Genomic DNA, 17,970 nt, shown 5'->3' with positions numbered 1-17,970 from the left:
CGGCTACATCGGGGCTATGTCCGAGCTATGTCCGAGCTACGCCCGAGGCGAGACCACCGCGCCGAGCAACCCCGGCCCCGTATGCGCCCCGATCACCGCTCCGACCTCGCTGACGTGCAGCTCGCCGAGGCCCGGCACCCGCTCGCGCAGCCAGTCCGCCAGGGCCTCCGCCCGCTCCGGTGCCGCCAGGTGGTGCACGGCGATGTCGACCTGGCCGCTGCCCGCCCGCTCGGCGACGATCTCCTGGAGCCGCGCGATCGCCTTGGACGCCGTACGGACCTTCTCCAGGAATTCGATGCGGCCGCCATCGAGCTGCAACAGCGGCTTGACCGCGAGCGCCGAGCCGAACAGGGCCTGCGCGGCCCCGATCCGCCCGCCGCGGCGCAGATAGTCCAGGGTGTCGACGTAGAAGTACGCGGAGGTGCCCGCGGCCCGCTTCTCCGCCGCGGTGACCGCTTCGTCGACGGTGCCGCCCGCGTCGGCCGTCTCCGCCGCGGCGAGCGCACAGAAGCCGAGCGCCATGGCGACCATCCCGGTGTCCACCACCCGCACCGGGACCGGCGCCTGACGTGCGGCGAGGACCGCCGCGTCGTAGGTTCCGGAGAACTCGGCCGACAGGTGCAGCGAGATGATGTCGGTGGCGCCGGACTCGGCGACCTTGCGATAGGTCTCGGCGAACAGCTCGGGGCTGGGTCTCGACGTCGTCACCGGCCGGCGCTTCTGCAGCGCCTCGGCGAGCGAGCGAGCGGAGATCTCCGTGCCCTCTTCGAGCGCCCGGTCACCCAGGACCACGGTCAGCGGCACCGCCGTGATGCCGTGGCGCTCCATCGTCCGCTGCGGCAGGTAGGCCGTTGAATCGGTGACGATCGCGACATGGCGGGACATGCACCGGAGATTACCCGGCGAGGCCCGCCGTCGGCAGCCCGGCCCCCGGCGACCGGCGTCAGTCGGCCGCAGAGCGGCCGGGGATCAAGTCGTACTCTCCGGACGGGGTTTCTTCTGCCACGGATACACCGGTCGCACACCTGGCGGCGCGATCGCGGACCGGTCCGGCTTCTTCCTCCCGGCCGTGGCGGGCCCGGATCCACCGGCGCCCGACGCGTCCGGGGCGACCTCGGTCGTCCAGTGCCGCAGCGCCCCCGCCTCCACGTCGATCTGGGTCCGCAGCGCGTCCAGGTCGTCGCTCGCGAACCGGCTGGCCCGGTCGCGGGCCGCGTGCCGCAGGGCGTCGGCGGACTGGGCGATCTGCTCGGTACGGGCCCGCAGCTCCGGCAGGAGACGCGCGACCTGCGCCTTGTCGGGCTCGCTCTCCAGACGCTTCAGCTCGCCGTCCAGCTCGTGCCCGTGCGCGCTCAGCCGCGCGAAGAGGCCGAGGGACTCCTTGAGGGACTCGTCCTCGGTCACGCGCGCGTGCAGCGCGTCCTGCGTGGCGCGCATGGAGCCGCGCAGCCTCAGCCGCAGCTGGGCCAGCTCGCTGGCCGCTCCGGGCTGGAAGCTCTTGGCCCGCAGGGTGGTGTCCTCCACGGTCCTGCGCGCCTGCGCCACCGTGCGGTCCACTCCGCGCTTGGCCGCGCCGACCGCCTTCACCGTCGCGTACGCGCCGAGGGCGATGAACGCGATGAAGATCAGCGCCACGATCACCAGCACAGCTTCCACGGCGCTCCTCCGATTCGTCCGCCCGCCCCGTCCGACCCTTCGGACCCGTTCTCCCACCGTAAACGGACCGGGCAGGCCAGGGGTTCCAGCGGAACCCCCAACCTGCCCGTAGGGAACAACCCTGAGTGCCTTACGCGGGCACGATGTTCACCAGCTTCGGCGCCCGCACGATCACCTTGCGGATACCGGCGCCGTCCAGCGCCGCGACGACCTTCTCGTCGGCCAGGGCGATCTTCTCCAGCTCCTCGTCGGAGATCGACGGGGAGACCTCCAGGCGCGCCTTGACCTTGCCCTTGATCTGGACGACGCAGGTCACGGCCTCGTCGACCACGTAGGCCGGGTCGGCGACGGGGAAGTCCTGGTGGACGACCGAGTCGGTGCGGCCCAGCTTGCGCCACAGCTCCTCGGCGACGTGCGGGGCCAGCGGCGCGACCAGCAGCACCAGACGCTCGGCGACCGAGCGCGGCAGCGCGCCGCCCGCGTACGACTTGACCAGGTGGTTGTTCAGCTCGGTGACCTTGGCGATGGCGGTGTTGAACCGCATCCCCTCCAGGTCGCCGCGGACGCCATCGATCGCCTTGTGCAGGGCGCGCAGCGTGGCCTCGTCGATGTCCGCCTCGGCGGCGTCGGCGACGGTGACCTCACCGGTCGTCTCGTCGACGATGTTGCGCCACAGGCGCTGCAGCAGCCGGAACTGGCCGACCACCGCGCGCGTGTCCCACGGCCGCGACACGTCCAGCGGACCCATCGCCATCTCGTACAGGCGCAGCGTGTCCGCGCCGTACTCCTCGCAGATCTCGTCCGGCGTGACGGCGTTCTTCAGGGACTTGCCCATCTTGCCCAGCAGCCGGGAGACCTTCTCGCCCTGGTAGTAGTACGCGCCGTCGCGCTCCTCCACCTCGGCGGCGGGCACGGCGATACCGCGCGCGTCCCGGTAGACGAAGGCCTGGATCATGCCCTGGTTGAACAGCTTGTGGAACGGCTCGGCCGACGAGATGTGGCCCAGGTCGAACAGCACCTTCGACCAGAAACGCGCGTACAGCAGGTGCAGCACGGCGTGCTCGGCGCCGCCCACGTACAGGTCGACACCGCCGGTCGGCTGACCCTCGCGCGGGCCCATCCAGTACTGCTCGACGGCCGGGTCGACCAGCCGCTCGCTGTTGTGCGGGTCCAGGTAGCGCAGCTCGTACCAGCACGACCCGGCCCAGTTGGGCATGGTGTTGGTCTCGCGGCGGAACGGGCGCGGGCCGCGGCCGTCGCCCAGGTCCAGGGTGACGTTGACCCAGTCCTGGTTGCGCGACAGCGGCGTCTCGGGCTCGGTGTCGGCGTCGTCCGGGTCGAAGGTGCGCGGGGTGTAGTCGTCGACCTCCGGCAGCTCCAGCGGCAGCATCGACTCGGGCAGCGGGTGGGCGATGCCGTCCTCGTCGTAGACGATCGGGAAGGGCTCGCCCCAGTAGCGCTGACGGCTGAACAGCCAGTCGCGCAGCCGGAAGTTGACCGTGCCGTGGCCGATGCCCTTGCGCTCCAGCCACTCGGTCATCCGGGCCTTGGCGTCGGCGACGCCCAGGCCGTCCAGCGCGACCTCGTCGTTCGAGGAGTTGACCAGCGCCGCCTCGTAGGCGACGAAGGCGTCGTCCCACGTCGAGGTGTCGGTGCCGCGGTCGTCCGACGGCTGGACCACGCACCGCATGGGCAGCTCGAAGGCGCGCGCGAACGCGAAGTCGCGGGCGTCGTGCGCCGGGACGGCCATGATCGCGCCGGTGCCGTAGCCCATCAGCACGTAGTCGGCGATGAAGACCGGGACCTGCTCGCCGCTGACCGGGTTGATCGCGTACGCACCCGTGAAGACGCCGGTCTTGTCCTTGGCCTCGGCCTGACGCTCGACGTCCGACTTGGAGGCGGCCTGCTTGCGGTAGGCGGCGACGGCCTCGGCGGGCGTCGCGTGGCCGCCCGTCCACACGTCGTGGGTGCCCTCGGGCCAGGCGGCGGGGGTGATCTTCTCCACCAGGTCGTGCTCGGGGGCCAGCACCATGTAGGTGGCGCCGAACAGGGTGTCCTGGCGGGTCGAGAAGACGGTGATGACGTCGTCGCGGTTCGCGGAGGCGGCGTCGAAGCCGAAGTCGATCCGGGCGCCTTCGGAGCGGCCGATCCAGTTGCGCTGCTGCAGCTTGATCGCCTCGGGCCAGTCCAGGCCGTCCAGGTCGTCGATCAGGCGGTCCGCGTAGGCGGTGATGCGCATGTTCCACTGGCGCAGCTTGGCCTTGAAGACGGGGAAGTTGCCGCGCTCGGAGCGGCCGTCGGCGGTGACCTCCTCGTTGGCCAGGACGGTGCCCAGGCCCGGCGCCCAGTTCACGGGCGCGTCGGAGGCGTACGCCAGGCGGTACTCGCCCAGGACGTCGGCGCGCTCGGCCTCGCTCAGCGCGGACCAGGAGCCGCCGCCGGGAACCGCGCGCTCACCGGTCGCGAACTGCTGGACCAGGTCGGCGATCGGACGGGCCTTCTTCAGCTCGTCGTCGTACCAGGAGTTGAAGATCTGCAGGAAGATCCACTGCGTCCACTTGTAGTACTCCGGGTCGATCGTGGCGAACGACCGGCGCTTGTCGTGCCCCAGGCCCAGGGCGCGCAGCTGCGCCTTCATGTTCTCCATGTTGGCCTCGGTCGACGTGCGCGGGTGGGTGCCCGTCTGCACGGCGTACTGCTCGGCCGGCAGGCCGAACGCGTCGAAGCCCAGGGTGTGCAGCACATTGTGGCCGTTCATGCGCTGGAAGCGCGCGAAGACGTCCGTGGCGATGTAGCCCAGCGGGTGGCCGACGTGCAGGCCCGCACCCGAGGGGTACGGGAACATGTCCATGATGAACTTCTTCGGGCGGGCGGCGACGGCCCTGGCCTCGTCGGTCTCCCCGGCCAGGTCACCGCTCGGGTTCGGCGCCTCGTACGTGCCGTGCTCGTCCCAGAAGTCCTGCCAGCGTGCCTCGATGTCGGCGGCCATGGCCGCCGTGTAGCGGTGCGGCGCGACCGCCGCCTCGGAAGGGGCGGCGGTGTTCGTCTCGCTCATGATCCTCAAAGCTCCATCGATCGTCTCTGCCTGCGGCCCGCTCACGGAAATGAAAAAGCCCCTCGCACAGGAGGGGACGCCGCGCCGATTCCGACCTCACGCCTGGGGCGGGTCGGGACTGATCAGCGCGGCTCACTAAGCAGAAGGCGTACGGCACGCATGGCGTCAGGGTACCGCAGCCCCCGCAGGAGCCGCGACGGGCTTCCGCGCGCCCCGTGGGACACCCCGGGTTACTCCGCGTACCACCCTCTATCGGGGCAACACAAATACCAGGCTTCCTCTAGATAACGGCGAGATAACTCAAACCTCGTACTGGCTGGTATGCGGCGACCTAGAGTGCGGGCTGTGGGTCCACTGTGCCGAACCTTTCGGAGTCGCCCCCATGAACCCTCGAACCCCTCACATACTGAACTCGCCCCGTAACGGGCGGAGTTCACGCACCACCGGTAAGAGCCGCCGCGCGACCACGGGGGTGTTCAGCGCGGCGGTGCTCCTGCTCGGCCCCCTGATCGTGGTCACGGGGAGCGACGTCTTCAGAGCGGCGCTCGACTTCACCACAGGGGTGCTGTCCCTGGTGTCGCTCTCGGCATCCGTCGTCTGGGGCCTGGTGGCCTCGGACCGGCTGTTCCTCACCTCGCGGCAGCGGCTGCTGTCCCAGGCCGTCCACCGGACCACGGCGGTCGCCTCGCTGGGCTTCCTGCTGCTGCACGTCAGCGTGAAGCTGGCGCTCGCGCACGTGACGCTCATCGGGGCGCTGATCCCCTTCGGCACGGGCGTCACCGGCAGCAGCGGCCTGATCGGCCTCGGGGTGCTCGCCGGACTGCTGATGGTCACGACCGGCGTCACCGGCGCGCTGCGCAGCTCCATGGCCTCCCCGGCCCGGCTCGCCGCCCGCTGGCGCGCGACCCACATGCTCGCCTATCCGGCCTGGTGCTTCGCCCTGATGCACGGCCTGTACGCGGGCCGGCCGCCGAAGACGTACGTGACCGTCCTGTACTGCCTGTGCCTGCTCGCGGTCGCCGGGGCCGTGGCCCTGCGGGCGGCGCCGAGGCCCGTGAAGGCCAGGGTGGCGGCCCGCATCCTCACCCTCCTCGACCGCGACACCCGCGGCCCGCGCGGGATGAGCGCGATGAGCGGCATGAGCAGCGCGGCCGAGCAGCCGCCCCGGCCGGCGAGCGGGACGCCGCCGCGCCCCGCGCCGCCCGACGCCGGTTTCGCGGCCGCCTACCGCGCCGTTTCTGCCACCCCGCGCGCGGAGGCGATCACCGAATCGATCCCCTACGTACAGGCGACGCCTTACGCGGCGCCCGCGGAACCGCCTCCGGCCATGAACCGCATGGACCCCATGGACGCCGCGGACACCCTGGATCCCCTGACGGCGCCCATGGACGCCGTCGAACCGCCCGCCACCCAGCGCTGGCCCGCCCCTTCGCCGCCGCCTCCGGCCGAGGCCCCGCCGTCCGCCTACGACCCCACGTACGACACGCCCTACGGAGGCGTGCCCCGGTACGAGGCCACCTATGGCAGCCCGTACGGAAACGACGCTCCCCATGGGACGTACGAAAACCCCGCACCGCCCCCCGACCCCTTCCAGCCACCGTCCTCCGGTGAGCCCTGGTCCACGCCCTACGGAGGACCGCAGTGAACACGGCACTGCCCGACGTCCCGGAAGTACGCGTCGTCGGCCTTCCCCAGCTGACCGCCGGGTTCGACCTGGTGGAGCGGCTCGACCTCGACATGCATCTGAAGGTGCACGGCCCGCTGGAGCCCATGGCGGGCGAGCAGTTGGCGCGGCTGGCCCAGGCCGTGTCGCTGCGCGGCCGGGGCGGCGCGGGCTTCCCGTTCGCCAAGAAGCTGCGCGCGGTCGCCGAGTCGGCGATCCGGCGCGGGGTGCGCCCCGTGGTCGTCGTCAACGGCAGCGAGGACGAACCGGCCTGCCGCAAGGACACGGTGCTGATCAACCGCGCCCCGCACCTGATCCTCGACGGCGCCCTGCTGGTCGCGGAGGCGCTCGGCGCGCGCACCCTCGTCGTCGGCGTGACCCGCGACTCCACCGAGGCCTCGATGCAGGCGGCCTTCGCCGAACGCGGCCTGACCAACCGGCGGGGCGCCCCGCTCCGCGCGCGCGTGCAGCGCAATCCGGTGCGCATGGTCACCGGGGAGTCCTCGGCGCTGATCCGCTCGGCGGACGGCGGACCGCCGATGCCGCCGGGCCGCAAGGTCCGCGCCTCGGACTCCGGGGTGGGCGGCGCGCCCACGCTGCTGTCGAACGCGGAGACCTTCGCGCAGCTCGCCATCGCCGCCCGCACGGGACCCGAGCGCTACTGCCGCACCGGCCTGCACGACGAGCCCGGCACGGTGCTGCTCACGCTCTCCGGCGCGGTCGCCCGCCCCATGGTCCTCGAAGTCCCCTCGGGCGTCCCGCTGCGATACGTCCTTCAGCTCGCCGGCGCCCCGCCGCTCCCCCAGGGCGTGCTCACGGGCGGCTATCACGGCAAGTGGCTGGACGGCGTCGGCGCACAGGACGCGATCGTCTCGCGGGCCTCCCTGGAGGCCTGTGGCGGTGCGCTGGGCGCGGGCGCGATCCTGCCGATCGGTCCCGACACCTGCCCGCTGGGCGAGGCCCTGAGGGTCGCGCAGTGGCTGGCGGCGGAGAGCGCGGGCCAGTGCGGGCCCTGCTACCTCGGGCTCCCGGCGGCGGCGCGCGGCCTGGAGGACGTCCTGAACGGCGGCGGCCCGACCGCCCTGGAGGCGCTGCGGGAGGTGACCCGCGCGGTGAAGCGCCGGGGCGCCTGCAAGCACCCCGACGGGTCGGCGGCGTTCATCGAGTCGACCATCTCGGCGTTCACCGACGACCTGGCCGCGCACGTGCTGGGCGCCGGATGCGGGCGGCCGGTGCGCGGGGTGCTGCCGCTGCACACCGAGGCACCCGCGAGCGCCGCTCCCAGCGGCAAGCGGCTCGCCGTCGACTGGACGCTGTGCCAGGGGCACGGCCTGTGCGCGGACATCGTGCCGGAGCTGATCCAGCTGGGCCCCGACGGCTTCCCCTCGGTCGCGGAGGCGGCGGTGCCGCGCTACTCGGAGGCGAACGCCGTGCGCGCCGTACGCCGCTGCCCGGCCCTCGCCCTGCGCATCGAGGGAGACCCCGCGGCGCTCCCGCCGCGCCCCGCGACACCGCCCGCGCTGCCACCGGGCCGCAGCCGCGCCCGCAGGTAGCCGGACCCACCGCCGGACACACACGGGCACACACGCACACGAAAGCGGGCCATCCGATTCGGATGGCCCGCTCTCAATTCCTGTGGAGCTAAGGAGAATTGAACTCCTGACCTCCTGCATGCCATGCAGGCGCTCTACCAACTGAGCTATAGCCCCTTGCGATGTACTGCCGTGGTGTCCTTCAGGTCTTCCCTGTCGGTTTCCCCGGCGGCGACGCCAACATTACACGGTCCCCTGGGTGCACCACCAAATCGTTTCCCATCTGCCCCACCTTGTTGGGAAAAGATCCTTATGGGGCCACTACGGTGCGTCCCGTGACCGCGCTCGTCCTGCCCCGTACCCACCGTCGTGTCTCCGTATCCCTGGGAGTCTGTGTTCTCTCCTTCGTGAGCTTCTGGATCGCCCAGCGCGCGGCTCACGTCTCGATGATCGATCTGCTCGTCTACCGGGCGGAGGGCGCGACCGTACGGGCGGGCGGCGACCTGTACGCGCTGCGGGCGACCCACGCCGGGCTGCCGACCACGTACCCGCCGTTCGCCGCGCTGCTGTTCACACCGCTGACCCTGCTGGACATCGCGTCCCTGCGGACAGCGGCGACGGCGCTGAATCTCGCCCTGCTCGTCGCGTTCGCCCACCTCTCCCTGCTGCTCGTGCGGCGGCACGCGCGCGTGGAGCACGCGTTGTGGGTGGCGGCGGGCGCCGTGTGGTGCGAACCGGTGTGGACCACCCTGCGCTACGGCCAGGTCAACCTGCTGCTCGCCGTGCTCGTCCTGTGGGACCTGACCCGGCGGCCCGGGCACCGGTGGGCCGGGGTGGGCATCGGGGTCGCCGCCGCGATCAAGCTGACCCCGGCACTGTTCGCGGTGTTCCTGTTCTGCACGGGGCTCGCGCTCGCGGCCACCCGGGGCGCGTGGCGGCCGTGGCTGCGCGCGGCGTGCGTGGCGGCCGGCACGTTCACCGGTGTCACGGCGCTGACGGCCGTGGTCCTGCCGTACGACTCGCGCCGCTTCTGGACCCGTACGGTCTTCGAGGCGAGCCGGGTCGGGCACGCCGAGGAGACCGCGAACCAGTCGCTGCGCGGTGTCCTGGCCCGGCTGCTGCACACCGACGACCCGGGCCTGTGGTGGGTCCTGGTGGCCGCCGCGGTGGGGGCGGCGGGCATCGCGGTGGCGGTCGCGGCGGCGCTGCGCGGACGGCAGGCGCTGGCCGTCGTGGTGTGCGCGACGACGGCGCTCCTGGTCAGTCCGGTCTCCTGGTCGCACCACTGGGTGTGGTGCGTACCGCTGATCCTGCTGACCTGGGAGGCGGGCCGCCGCCGCACCGCGGCCGTCCTCGGGCTGCTGTTCTGCTCGTACGCCCTGTGGTGGGTGCCGCACGGCGGGGGCCGCCCGGAACTGCACCAGAACGGCGCCGAGTTGCTCCTGTCGGCCCTCTACGTAGGAGCCAGCTGCGCCTTTCTGGCGCACGCCGGGGTCAGGCTCTGGCGAACGAGTAGAACCGCTTGAGCGTGCAGTGCTCGTCGAGGAGACGGCCGTAGATCGGCTCGCCCTCCAACTCGCGGTACGTCTCGATCGGGTCGCCTTTTATGATCAGCGCCCGCGCGCACTCCTCGCACCAGTACTGGTACTCGGGGTTGAGAGGCTCCATGTCGCGCACGATGGGCGTACCGCTGCCGCACCAGTCGCACTTCCTCCTGTGTGCACCCATCAATCAGCTCCAGCTGTGGCCGCAGGCCGTGCACACGTACGAGACCCCGCCGTTGTCACCCAGCATCTGGGCGACATGGGAGGAACCGCAGGACGGACAGTTGAGAAGCACCCGGGTGCCGCGCGAGGCGACCTCCTGGGCCGGGACACCGGGGGCGGGCGCGGACGGGAACGGGGGCTCGGCGGATATCGCTGTCTCACCGAGGAGGCGGTCGGCCTCCTCGTTGATGCTCGCGGGCATCGCGCACTCCCTCCCGTCGGGCCGTCTTCGTCGGTCGGACGCAGCCCCCTCCCGGCCGTCCGATTCTGCCACGGCCGGAGCAATACGGTCAGCGACGCCTGCGTACCAGTCCGGATACGGCGCCCACCAACGCCACCGTGGCCAGCGCGTACGCGCAGATCAGGAGCGCGTCCGAAGAGTTGTACGCCCCAGGGGCCCCCAGTGACTCAACGCGGCCGAGAAATAGTGTGCCGAAGGCGGCGACGCCGATCAGCATGCCGAGCTGGGTCATGGTGGTGAGCAGTCCGCTGGCGTCGGCCGCGTCCTCGGGCCGCACCGTCGCCAGGGCCCCGGTGAGCGTCGGGCCGAAGGCGAGCGAGAGCCCCGCGCCCATCGCCACGAAGGACAGTTGGAGCCCCGCACCGCCGTCGCCCCCGCCGTGCAGGGCGAGACCGGTGCCGAGCGCTCCCGCCGCCGCGAGTGCGAACCCGGCCGGGACCAGGGCCCGTTGCCACCGCGCCGGCCAGCGCCGCCAGGTCAGCCCCACGGCGCCGAACGCGACCGCGGTGGGGGCGACGGTCAGCCCGGCGCGCAGCGGGCCGTGGCCGAGGCCGCTCTGGAGGTGCAGGGTGAGCGCGAAGAGGTAACCCGCGTTCACGGCCATCACGGCGAGCACCCGGAAGACGGCCAGGCCGATGCCGGGCAGCCGCAGCACCCTCGGCACGATCAGCGGAGCCCCGCCGCGCCGGGCGAGAGCGGACTCGTAGCCGCAGAACAGGGCGAAGAGCACGACGGAGGACGCCAGGCAGAGCCAGGACCACAGCGGCCAGTCCTGCTCCTGGCCGAGCACCAGCGGCACGGTCAGCAGCGACACCGAGCCGCCGAGGAGCACCAGCCCCACCAGGTCGAGGCGGCGGCCCGCACCGCGCCCGGTGTCGGCGGGGAGCGCGCCCCGGCAGAGGACGAGGAGGGCCGCGCCGACGGGCACGTTCACCAGGAACGCCGCGCGCCAGCCGGTGCCGAACAGATCGGCGCCGACCAGCAGCCCGCCGAGCACCTGCCCGGCGGCGGCGCCCACCGCGAGCGTCGCCGAGTACAGGCCGAGCGCCCGGGTGCGGGCCTCCCCGGCGAAGTGCCGCTGGACGAGGCTGAGCACCTGCGGCACCAGCAGGGCCGCTCCGGCTCCCTGCACCATGCGGAAGGCGATCAGCTGGCCGCCGCTCTGCGCGAGGCCGCAGGCGAGCGAGGCCGCGGTGAACAGGGCGAGCCCGCCGAGCACGGCCCGCCGGTGCCCGAACAGGTCTCCCAGCCGGGCGCCGGTGATCAGCAGGACGGCGTACGTGATGGTGTATCCGGCGACGATCAGCTGCAACGCGGAGCCGGACGCGTGGAGTTCGGCGCGGACGGTGGGGGCGGCGACGTTCACGATGAACACGTCGAGGACCGCCATGAACTGCGCGGTCAGCACCACGGCGAGCAGCCGCCGGTCGCCGCGCGCGGGGCCGTTGTCCGTGCCGTTGTCAGCGGTGGGGGCTTTACTGGACACGGGAGTTGGGGACGGGGAATCTTCCGGGGCGGTTGTCGTCATGCCTGGAGCGTGACGGCGATCGGGCACGGGTCCCGAGAGCCCACTGATGCTGGTACCGGCACCACCCGGTTCGTGTCTTCCGGGTCCCGGCACGCGGGCACACGATGGGGGATGTGACGACGATGACCACGACGGAGCGGACCACGGGCGGGCCACAGGACCGCCGCAGGCCGGAGCTGGCCGCCTTCCTGCGCAGCCGCCGCGCCAGGGTCTCCCCGCAGGACATGGGGATGCCGGCGGGCCCGCGGCGGCGCACGCCCGGGCTGCGCCGCGAGGAGGTCGCCCAGCTCTCCGGCGTCGGCGTCACCTGGTACACCTGGCTGGAGCAGGGACGCCCGATCAATGCCTCGCCCCAGGTCCTGGACGCGGTCGCGCGCACCCTGCGGCTCGACCGGCCGGAGCGCGAGCACCTGTACCACCTGGCGGACGTGGCGTTCGCGCCCGCGCACGAGGACGCCGGGCGGTCGGTGGGCCCGCAGGTGCAGGGCATCCTCGACTCGCTCGCCCCGCTGCCCGCGGTCGTCTACAACGCCCGGTTCGACCTGCTGGCGACCAATGCCCCCTACCGGTCGCTGTTCATCGTCGTCCCCACCCCGCCGCCCCGGGTCCCGAACGCGCTGCGGACGCTCTTCCTGGCCCCCGAGGGGACCTGTCCCCTGGTGAACCGGGAGGCGGAGCTGCCGGTGATGGTGGCGACCCTGCGCTCCGGCTACGGACGGCATGTGGGCGAGCCCGCCTGGGAGGGCTTCATCGGCGAGCTGGCGGCGGCCAGTCCCTTCTTCGCCGGGCTCTGGGAGAGCGGCGACGTGGTGCCTCCGGGCTCCCGCGTGAAGACCTTCCGGTGCGACGGGGCACCGGGCGAGCTGCGGATGACGTCGACGTCCCTGTCGATCGACGGGATGCCGGAGTGCCGGATCGTCGTCTACTCGCCCGCGGACGACGCCACCCGCGCTTATCTGGACAAGGATCGGGACATAGAAAAATCCCGCCCCTGACGGGACGGGATTTCTTTCTGTGGAGCTAAGGAGAATTGAACTCCTGACCTCCTGCATGCCATGCAGGCGCTCTACCAACTGAGCTATAGCCCCTTGCTTTCATTCGGTTTCCGGCCGGTTTCCCGGGCGGCCCGAACAAGAAGAACTCTAGCCTGCGACCTGCCAGAAAGTGAAATCCGGCCCCCGCGCCCCGGGGACCGGCCGGATCAGTCGTCGTCGCCGAGGACCGGCTCCGGCAGGGTGCCCGCGTTGTGCTCCAGCAGGCGCCAGCCGCGCGCGCCCTCGCCGAGCACGGACCAGCAGCAGTTCGACAGGCCGCCGAGCCCTTCCCAGTGGTGGGATTCGAGGCCCAGGAGGCGGCCGATGGTGGTGCGGATGGTGCCGCCGTGGCTGACCACGACGAGCAGACCGCCGTCGGGCAGCTTGTCGGCGTGCCGCAGCACCACGGGCGCGGCCCGGTCGGCGACCTCGGTCTCCAGCTCGCCGCCGCCGCGCCGCACGGACTCGCCGCGCTTCCACGCCGCGTACTGCTCGCCGTACTGCGCCTGGATCTCGTCGTGCGTGAGGCCCTGCCACGCGCCGGCGTACGTCTCGCGCAGGCCCTCGTCGTACGTGATGTCGAGGCCGGTCAGCCGGACCAGCTCACCGGCGGTGGCGGCGGCCCGCTTGAGGTCGGAGGCGACGATCGCGTCCGGCTTCAGGGAGGCGAGCAGCCGGGCGGCGCGCCTGGCCTGCCCGGTGCCGGTCTCGGTCAGCTCGATGTCCGTGGTGCCCTGGAAGCGGCGCTCCAGGTTCCAGGAGGTCTGGCCGTGCCGCCACAGGATGACCCGACGGCCGCGCGGAGCCGCCGTCAAAGGACCTCACCGCCGAGGTCCCGGATGTCCTCGGCCTCCGCCGCCGCCTCCTCGCGCTGGGCGTGCTCGGCGCCCTTGCCGCGGGTGGCCTTGGCCTCCTCGGGCAGGTCCAGCTCGGGGCAGTCCTTCCACAGCCGCTCGAGGGCGTAGAAGACGCGCTCCTCGCTGTGCTGGACGTGGACGACGATGTCGACGTAGTCGAGGAGGATCCAGCGGGCGTCGCGGTCGCCCTCGCGGCGCACCGGCTTGACGCCGAGGTCCTTGCTCAGGCGCTCCTCGATCTCGTCCACGATGGACTTGACCTGGCGGTCGTTGGGCGCCGAGGCCAGCAGGAAGGCGTCCGTGATGGACAGCACGTCGCTGACGTCGTAGGCGATGATGTCGTGCGCGAGCTTGTCGGCGGCCGCCTGCGCGGCGGCGTTGATGAGCTCGATGGAACGGTCAGTGGCGGTCACTACAAGGCTTTCGGTCGAAGGTCGGGGCGATCTTTTCGGGTCGGATACCCCCGGAATTCCCCCGGACTGTCCCTCACCGGGCCTCACGGGGATACCCCAAGGGTCTCACGGACCGCCGGGCGGCCTCACGGCATCGCCGGCGCCCCCGCGCGGGGGCGCCGGCGCCGGTGTCACTTGCCCGTGTAGTTCTGGCCGAGGACGACGGACACGTCCGCGTTCGCCGTGGTCTCGCCCTTCTTCACGGCCGAGGTCGGCAGGTTCAGGGTCTTGGCGACCTCCACGGCGTCCTGCTTGCTGTCCGCGTCGGCGTACGTGACCCGGGAGGCGGCCACGGCCGTGTCGGTGCCGCCGGAGACGTAGGTGTAGCCGCCGTTGACCAGAGCCACGCGGGCCAGTTCGGTACGGGCCTTGTCGCCGGTGGCGTTCTCGACGGAGACGCGCGGGGAGTCGCCCGACGACGGAGCCTTCACGGTGCCGCCGAGCACGTCCTTGACCACGGAGCTCGCGGTCTGCTTGGAGAGGGTGCCGTCCTGCTGGACCGGGAGCAGGGCGGTCTTGTAGTCGCCCTCCTTGGCGTGGTCGGCCAGCTTGGCGAGGAAGGCGCCGAGGTCCTTCTCGGTGAGCGGCGGCTCGATGATCTGGGTGAGGGTCTGCACGGTGGTCGTCGCGGCCTGCGGGTCCGAGGAGATCTTGCGCAGGACGCCCTGCATGACCTGGCCGAACCGCATGAGCTGCGCGGTCTGGGCCTCGCCCTTGGCCCGGTACGTGGCGTAGCCGACGGCCATCGCGCCGCTCAGCGTCTGGTCCTGGCCCTTGTGGACGAGGGTGGAGCCCTTCTTGGAGGGGTCCGGGACGTCGGTGTCGGTGGTGATGTCGATGTTGCCGACGAGTTCGACGAGGTTGCTGAGGAAGGGGGTGTCGAGCCGCCAGGTGCCCTCGATGTCGGTGCCGAGCAGGGTGTCGATGGAGTCGCCGGTGCCCGAGGAGCCGTCGTCCTCGACGGACTTGGCGAGCGTGGTCGAGCTACCCTCCTCGTCCGTCAGGCCGAGGGTGTTGGGCAGCAGCACGGTCGTGCCCTGCTTGGTGGTGGTGTTGTTCACCAGCAGCGCCGTGGAGGTGCCGCCGCCCTTGGTGTTGTGCAGGTGGACGACGATGACGTCACGGTTCTGCGGACCGGCGGCGGCCGCAGAGCCGGCCTTCGCGGCGTCGTCGGACAGGAACGGCAGCTTGCCCGCCGACCAGAGGTAGCCGACGCCGCCGACGACGCACAGCACGAGGACGACGACGAGGGCGACGACCCGGTTGCGGCCGCGGCGCCGGGCCTCCTCGCGCCGCTCGGTGCGCGACTCGGTGAACTTCAGCCAGTCGATGACGTCTTCGGAGTTCTCGTCCGGCTCCTCGACGAACTCGAACTGCTCGGTGCGGTAGTCGCGCTGCTCCGCTTCGCCCTGCGGCCGGGGCCGGGCCTGCGGCTGCGGCTCCGGCGGCGTCACCGGCGGGGCCTGCTGCGGGATGTACGCGGTGGCCTGCGCCTGTTGCTGCTGTTGTTGCTGCTGCTGCTCGCCGCGGTACCCGGCGCGCGGCTGCTGCCCGGTCCCGGCGGCCGGGCCGTAGGGGTCGTACCCGCCCGAACTCCCCTGCTGGGCACCGCCGTAGGGGTCGTAGGGCTGCGGCGGGACCGGCTGCTGCTGCCCGGTCGCGTACGGGTCGTAGCCGTATCCGTACGACGGGTCACCGGCGTTGCCCGCGTGCTGCTCGTACGACGGCGCCTGTCCCACCTGCCGGTAGACCGGCTGGCCGAATTCGTCGTAGCCGACCAGCTCGTAATTCTGCTGGTCGTAACCGTCGTATCGGTCGTTCACCGATGCCCCTCTCGGCGGTGCAGGGTCATTCGCCTCGGTACAGCTGGCGTTTGTCGATGTAGCGCACCACACCGTCCGGCACCAGGTACCAGACGGGGTCGCCCTTCGCGACTCGGTCACGGCAGTCCGTGGACGAGATCGCGAGGGCGGGCACCTCGACGAGCGAGACGCCGCCCTCCGGCAGGCCGGGGTCCGCGAGCGGGTGACCCGGCCTGGTCACGCCGATGAAGTGTGCCAGGGAGAAGAGCTCTTCGGTGTATCGCCAGGTGAGGATCTGGCCCAGGGCGTCGGCGCCCGTGATGAAAAAGAGGTCCGTGTCCGGATTGAGCGCGCGCAGATCGCGCAGCGTGTCCGTGGTGTAGGTGGGTCCGCCGCGGTCGATGTCGATGCGGCTGACCGAGAACTGCGGGTTCTCGGCGGTCGCGATGACCGTCATCAGATAGCGGTCCTCGGCGGGCGAGACCTTCTTGTCGCTCTTCTGCCAGGGCTGCCCGGTCGGCACGAACACCACCTCGTCGAGGTGGAACTGCGAGGCGACCTCACTGGCCGCCACCAGGTGTCCGTGGTGGATCGGGTCAAACGTTCCGCCCATGACGCCGAGGCGCCTCTTGGCCGGTGAGGCCCACTGGTGATCCGGGCCGCCGGTCGGGCTGTTGACCGGGCCGGTAGGCATGTCCTGCGCTCCCATGCGTGCAGAGCCTACTGGCCCGATCCGGGTGGTCCCGCCGGGAGGGCCCGGATGATCAGCGGTCGCGGTTGAAGCGGGTCGTGATCCAGAGGAGCAGCAGCAGGATGATGAAGGCGGCGCCGCCCGTCATCAGGGGGCTGATGCTCTCGTGGTTGCCGCCGTGCTCGCCGCCCTCGGAGGCGAGGGTGGCCAGCTGGGCAGCGGTGGCGTGGAGGCTCATCGTCAGCAGGACCTATCCGGTGTGGGATCGGGACAAAGACTTCCCGCCCATCGTAAGCGGGGGCCCTCCCGCCGCTCACGCCGACTCTGCCGTACGGGTTCCGGATCCCCCGGATCAGTCGTCGCGCTTGTAGCCGCGCAGCAGGAACCAGGCCAGGAAGACGGCTCCGAGCACACCGACGACGAGCACGATGCGCAGCAGGTTGCCGGCGCCCTGTTCGGACGCGGCGATGATGTGATCCATGGCGGTTCGCTCCTTCTGTCTGCTGACCCGTCACGGTATCTCCGCCTAGTCTGGTCACCATCTCGGGGGCACGACCGGACGACAGACATGGGGGGCCGCATGCCCGACGTACCGAACGAGCAGCATGATCACGTACCCAGCAGACAGCGCAGGCGCTTCCCGGGGATCTCCTCGCGGGCGTACGAGCACCCGGCGGACCGCTCGGCGCTGGTGGCGCTGCGCAAGCTCACCGGGTTCGACACGGTCTTCAAGGCGCTGAGCGGCCTGCTGCCCGAGCGCAGCCTGCGGCTGCTGTTCCTGTCGGACTCGGTGCGGGTCTCCGACGACCAGTTCGCGCATCTCAACTCGATGCTGCGGGACGCCTGTTACATCCTGGACCTGGAGAAGGTCCCGCCGATGTACGTCAATCAGGACCCGCAGCCGAACGCGATGTGCATCGGCCTCGACGAGCCGATCATCGTCGTCACGACCGGCCTCGTCGAACTGCTGGACGAGGAGGAGATGCGGGCGGTCGTGGGCCACGAGGTCGGCCACGCGCTGTCCGGCCACTCGGTCTACCGGACGATACTGCTGTTCCTGACGTCGCTGGCGCTGCGCGTGGCGTGGATCCCGCTCGGCAATCTCGCGATCATGGCGATCGTGACGGCGCTGCGCGAGTGGTTCCGCAAGTCCGAACTCTCCGCGGACCGCGCCGGGTTGCTGGTCGGCCAGGACCTCCAGGCATCGATGCGCGGCCTGATGAAGATCGCGGGCGGCAACCACCTGCACGAGATGAACGTGGACGCGTTCCTGAAGCAGGCCGAGGAGTACGAGGCCGGGGGCGATCTGCGCGACTCGGTCCTGAAGATCCTCAATGTGATGCCGCGCTCGCACCCGTTCACCACGGTGCGCGCCGCCGAGCTGAAGAAGTGGGCGGAGTCCCGCGACCACCAGCGGCTGATGGACGGCCACTACCCGCGCCGCACCGAGGACAAGGACACCTCGGTGACGGACTCGTTCCGCGAGTCGGCCGCACACTACTCGACGCACGTGAAGAACTCGAAGGACCCGCTGATGAAGCTGGTCAGCGACATCGCGGGCGGCGCCGGCGACCTGGGCGGCCGGGTGCGGCGCGGCTTCGGGAACTTCGGCGGCCAGAGCGGCGGCGAGGGCGGCGGCGGCAACACCGGCAACCACGGCACCCGCGACGACGAGTAGGACGCGGGACTCGTC

The 17,970-nt window shown here is 71.6% G+C and carries 17 protein-coding genes and 2 tRNA genes; 5 read left to right on the top strand and 14 right to left on the bottom strand.

The genetic code is table 11. The annotated features are described in order from the left end of the window. Window positions 1–36: 36 nt before the first annotated feature. The 3 genes from K377_RS38810 to leuS form a co-directional block, all read right to left on the bottom strand. Window positions 37–885, bottom strand: coding sequence for a DegV family protein (locus K377_RS38810; RefSeq protein WP_111668363.1), 849 nt, complete (start codon window positions 883–885; stop codon window positions 37–39). Window positions 886–969: 84 nt separating this feature from the next. Then, window positions 970–1,656 (bottom strand): hypothetical protein, encoded by a 687-nt coding sequence (locus K377_RS38805; RefSeq protein WP_111668362.1) that lies wholly within the window; start codon window positions 1,654–1,656, stop codon window positions 970–972. 130 nt (window positions 1,657–1,786) lie between these two features. After that, window positions 1,787–4,711, bottom strand: coding sequence for a leucine--tRNA ligase (leuS, locus tag K377_RS38800; RefSeq protein WP_111668361.1), 2,925 nt, complete (start codon window positions 4,709–4,711; stop codon window positions 1,787–1,789). A 382-nt stretch (window positions 4,712–5,093) separates the two neighbouring features. Here leuS and K377_RS38795 point away from each other — a divergent pair, with 382 nt between their 5' ends. Together K377_RS38795 and K377_RS38790 are read left to right on the top strand one after the other, a co-directional pair. Then, window positions 5,094–6,356, top strand: coding sequence for a ferric reductase-like transmembrane domain-containing protein (locus K377_RS38795; protein ID WP_237551448.1), 1,263 nt, complete (start codon window positions 5,094–5,096; stop codon window positions 6,354–6,356). Next, window positions 6,353–7,927: an NADH-quinone oxidoreductase subunit NuoF family protein gene (locus K377_RS38790; RefSeq protein ID WP_111668359.1), complete on the top strand. Its 1,575-nt coding sequence runs from the start codon at window positions 6,353–6,355 to the stop codon at window positions 7,925–7,927. Before K377_RS38795 ends, K377_RS38790 begins: the two co-directional genes overlap by 4 nt. 83 nt (window positions 7,928–8,010) lie before the next feature. Here K377_RS38790 and K377_RS38785 read toward each other — a convergent pair. Further along, window positions 8,011–8,083 (bottom strand) — tRNA-Ala (locus tag K377_RS38785). 158 nt (window positions 8,084–8,241) lie between these two features. On the opposite strand from K377_RS38785, the gene K377_RS38780 reads away from it, so the two are divergent. Next, window positions 8,242–9,432, top strand: coding sequence for a glycosyltransferase 87 family protein (locus K377_RS38780; RefSeq protein ID WP_111668358.1), 1,191 nt, complete (start codon window positions 8,242–8,244; stop codon window positions 9,430–9,432). Here K377_RS38780 and K377_RS38775 read toward each other — a convergent pair. The 3 genes from K377_RS38775 to K377_RS38765 form a co-directional block, all read right to left on the bottom strand. Next, the gene (locus K377_RS38775; protein ID WP_111668357.1) at window positions 9,401–9,634 is read right to left on the bottom strand and encodes a hypothetical protein; all 234 of its coding nucleotides are present in this window, start codon (window positions 9,632–9,634) and stop codon (window positions 9,401–9,403) included. The genes K377_RS38780 and K377_RS38775 overlap by 32 nt on opposite strands. 3 nt (window positions 9,635–9,637) lie before the next feature. Next, window positions 9,638–9,874, bottom strand: coding sequence for a hypothetical protein (locus K377_RS38770; RefSeq protein WP_202454858.1), 237 nt, complete (start codon window positions 9,872–9,874; stop codon window positions 9,638–9,640). Between the two features lie 88 nt (window positions 9,875–9,962). Then, a complete protein-coding gene (locus K377_RS38765) occupies window positions 9,963–11,321 on the bottom strand; it encodes an MFS transporter (protein ID WP_258395302.1) in 1,359 nt (452 codons plus the stop codon). A gap of 224 nt (window positions 11,322–11,545) precedes the next feature. Here K377_RS38765 and K377_RS38760 point away from each other — a divergent pair, with 224 nt between their 5' ends. Further along, on the top strand, window positions 11,546–12,436 hold the full coding sequence (locus K377_RS38760; protein WP_111668356.1) for a helix-turn-helix transcriptional regulator: 891 nt from the start codon (window positions 11,546–11,548) through the stop codon (window positions 12,434–12,436). Window positions 12,437–12,456: 20 nt separating this feature from the next. Here K377_RS38760 and K377_RS38755 read toward each other — a convergent pair. From K377_RS38755 to K377_RS42570, 7 genes are all read right to left on the bottom strand, one after another. Then, window positions 12,457–12,529 (bottom strand) — tRNA-Ala (locus K377_RS38755). Window positions 12,530–12,642: 113 nt separating this feature from the next. Then, window positions 12,643–13,290: a histidine phosphatase family protein gene (locus K377_RS38750; RefSeq protein ID WP_111668355.1), complete on the bottom strand. Its 648-nt coding sequence runs from the start codon at window positions 13,288–13,290 to the stop codon at window positions 12,643–12,645. Beyond that, window positions 13,287–13,745, bottom strand: a complete 459-nt coding sequence (gene rsfS / locus K377_RS38745) for a ribosome silencing factor (RefSeq protein WP_111668354.1) — start codon at window positions 13,743–13,745, stop codon at window positions 13,287–13,289. Before rsfS ends, K377_RS38750 begins: the two co-directional genes overlap by 4 nt. A gap of 170 nt (window positions 13,746–13,915) precedes the next feature. Further along, entirely contained in the window at window positions 13,916–15,607 is a 1,692-nt protein-coding gene (locus tag K377_RS38740) for an LCP family protein (RefSeq protein WP_111668353.1), read from the bottom strand. A gap of 25 nt (window positions 15,608–15,632) precedes the next feature. Then, window positions 15,633–16,295 (bottom strand): nicotinate-nucleotide adenylyltransferase, encoded by a 663-nt coding sequence (gene nadD / locus K377_RS38735; RefSeq protein WP_111668352.1) that lies wholly within the window; start codon window positions 16,293–16,295, stop codon window positions 15,633–15,635. A gap of 55 nt (window positions 16,296–16,350) precedes the next feature. Further along, on the bottom strand, window positions 16,351–16,515 hold the full coding sequence (locus tag K377_RS41905; protein ID WP_181512755.1) for a hypothetical protein: 165 nt from the start codon (window positions 16,513–16,515) through the stop codon (window positions 16,351–16,353). Window positions 16,516–16,629: 114 nt separating this feature from the next. After that, window positions 16,630–16,758, bottom strand: coding sequence for a hypothetical protein (locus K377_RS42570; protein WP_258395301.1), 129 nt, complete (start codon window positions 16,756–16,758; stop codon window positions 16,630–16,632). 99 nt (window positions 16,759–16,857) lie between these two features. Here K377_RS42570 and K377_RS38730 point away from each other — a divergent pair, with 99 nt between their 5' ends. After that, the gene (locus K377_RS38730; protein ID WP_111668375.1) at window positions 16,858–17,955 is read left to right on the top strand and encodes a M48 family metallopeptidase; all 1,098 of its coding nucleotides are present in this window, start codon (window positions 16,858–16,860) and stop codon (window positions 17,953–17,955) included. Window positions 17,956–17,970 lie beyond the last annotated feature (15 nt).

Source organism: Streptomyces sp. PsTaAH-137, assembly GCF_003259365.1.
Taxonomy (GTDB): Bacteria; Actinomycetota; Actinomycetes; order Streptomycetales; family Streptomycetaceae; genus Streptomyces.
This window is presented reverse-complemented; position numbering and strand designations above follow the sequence as displayed.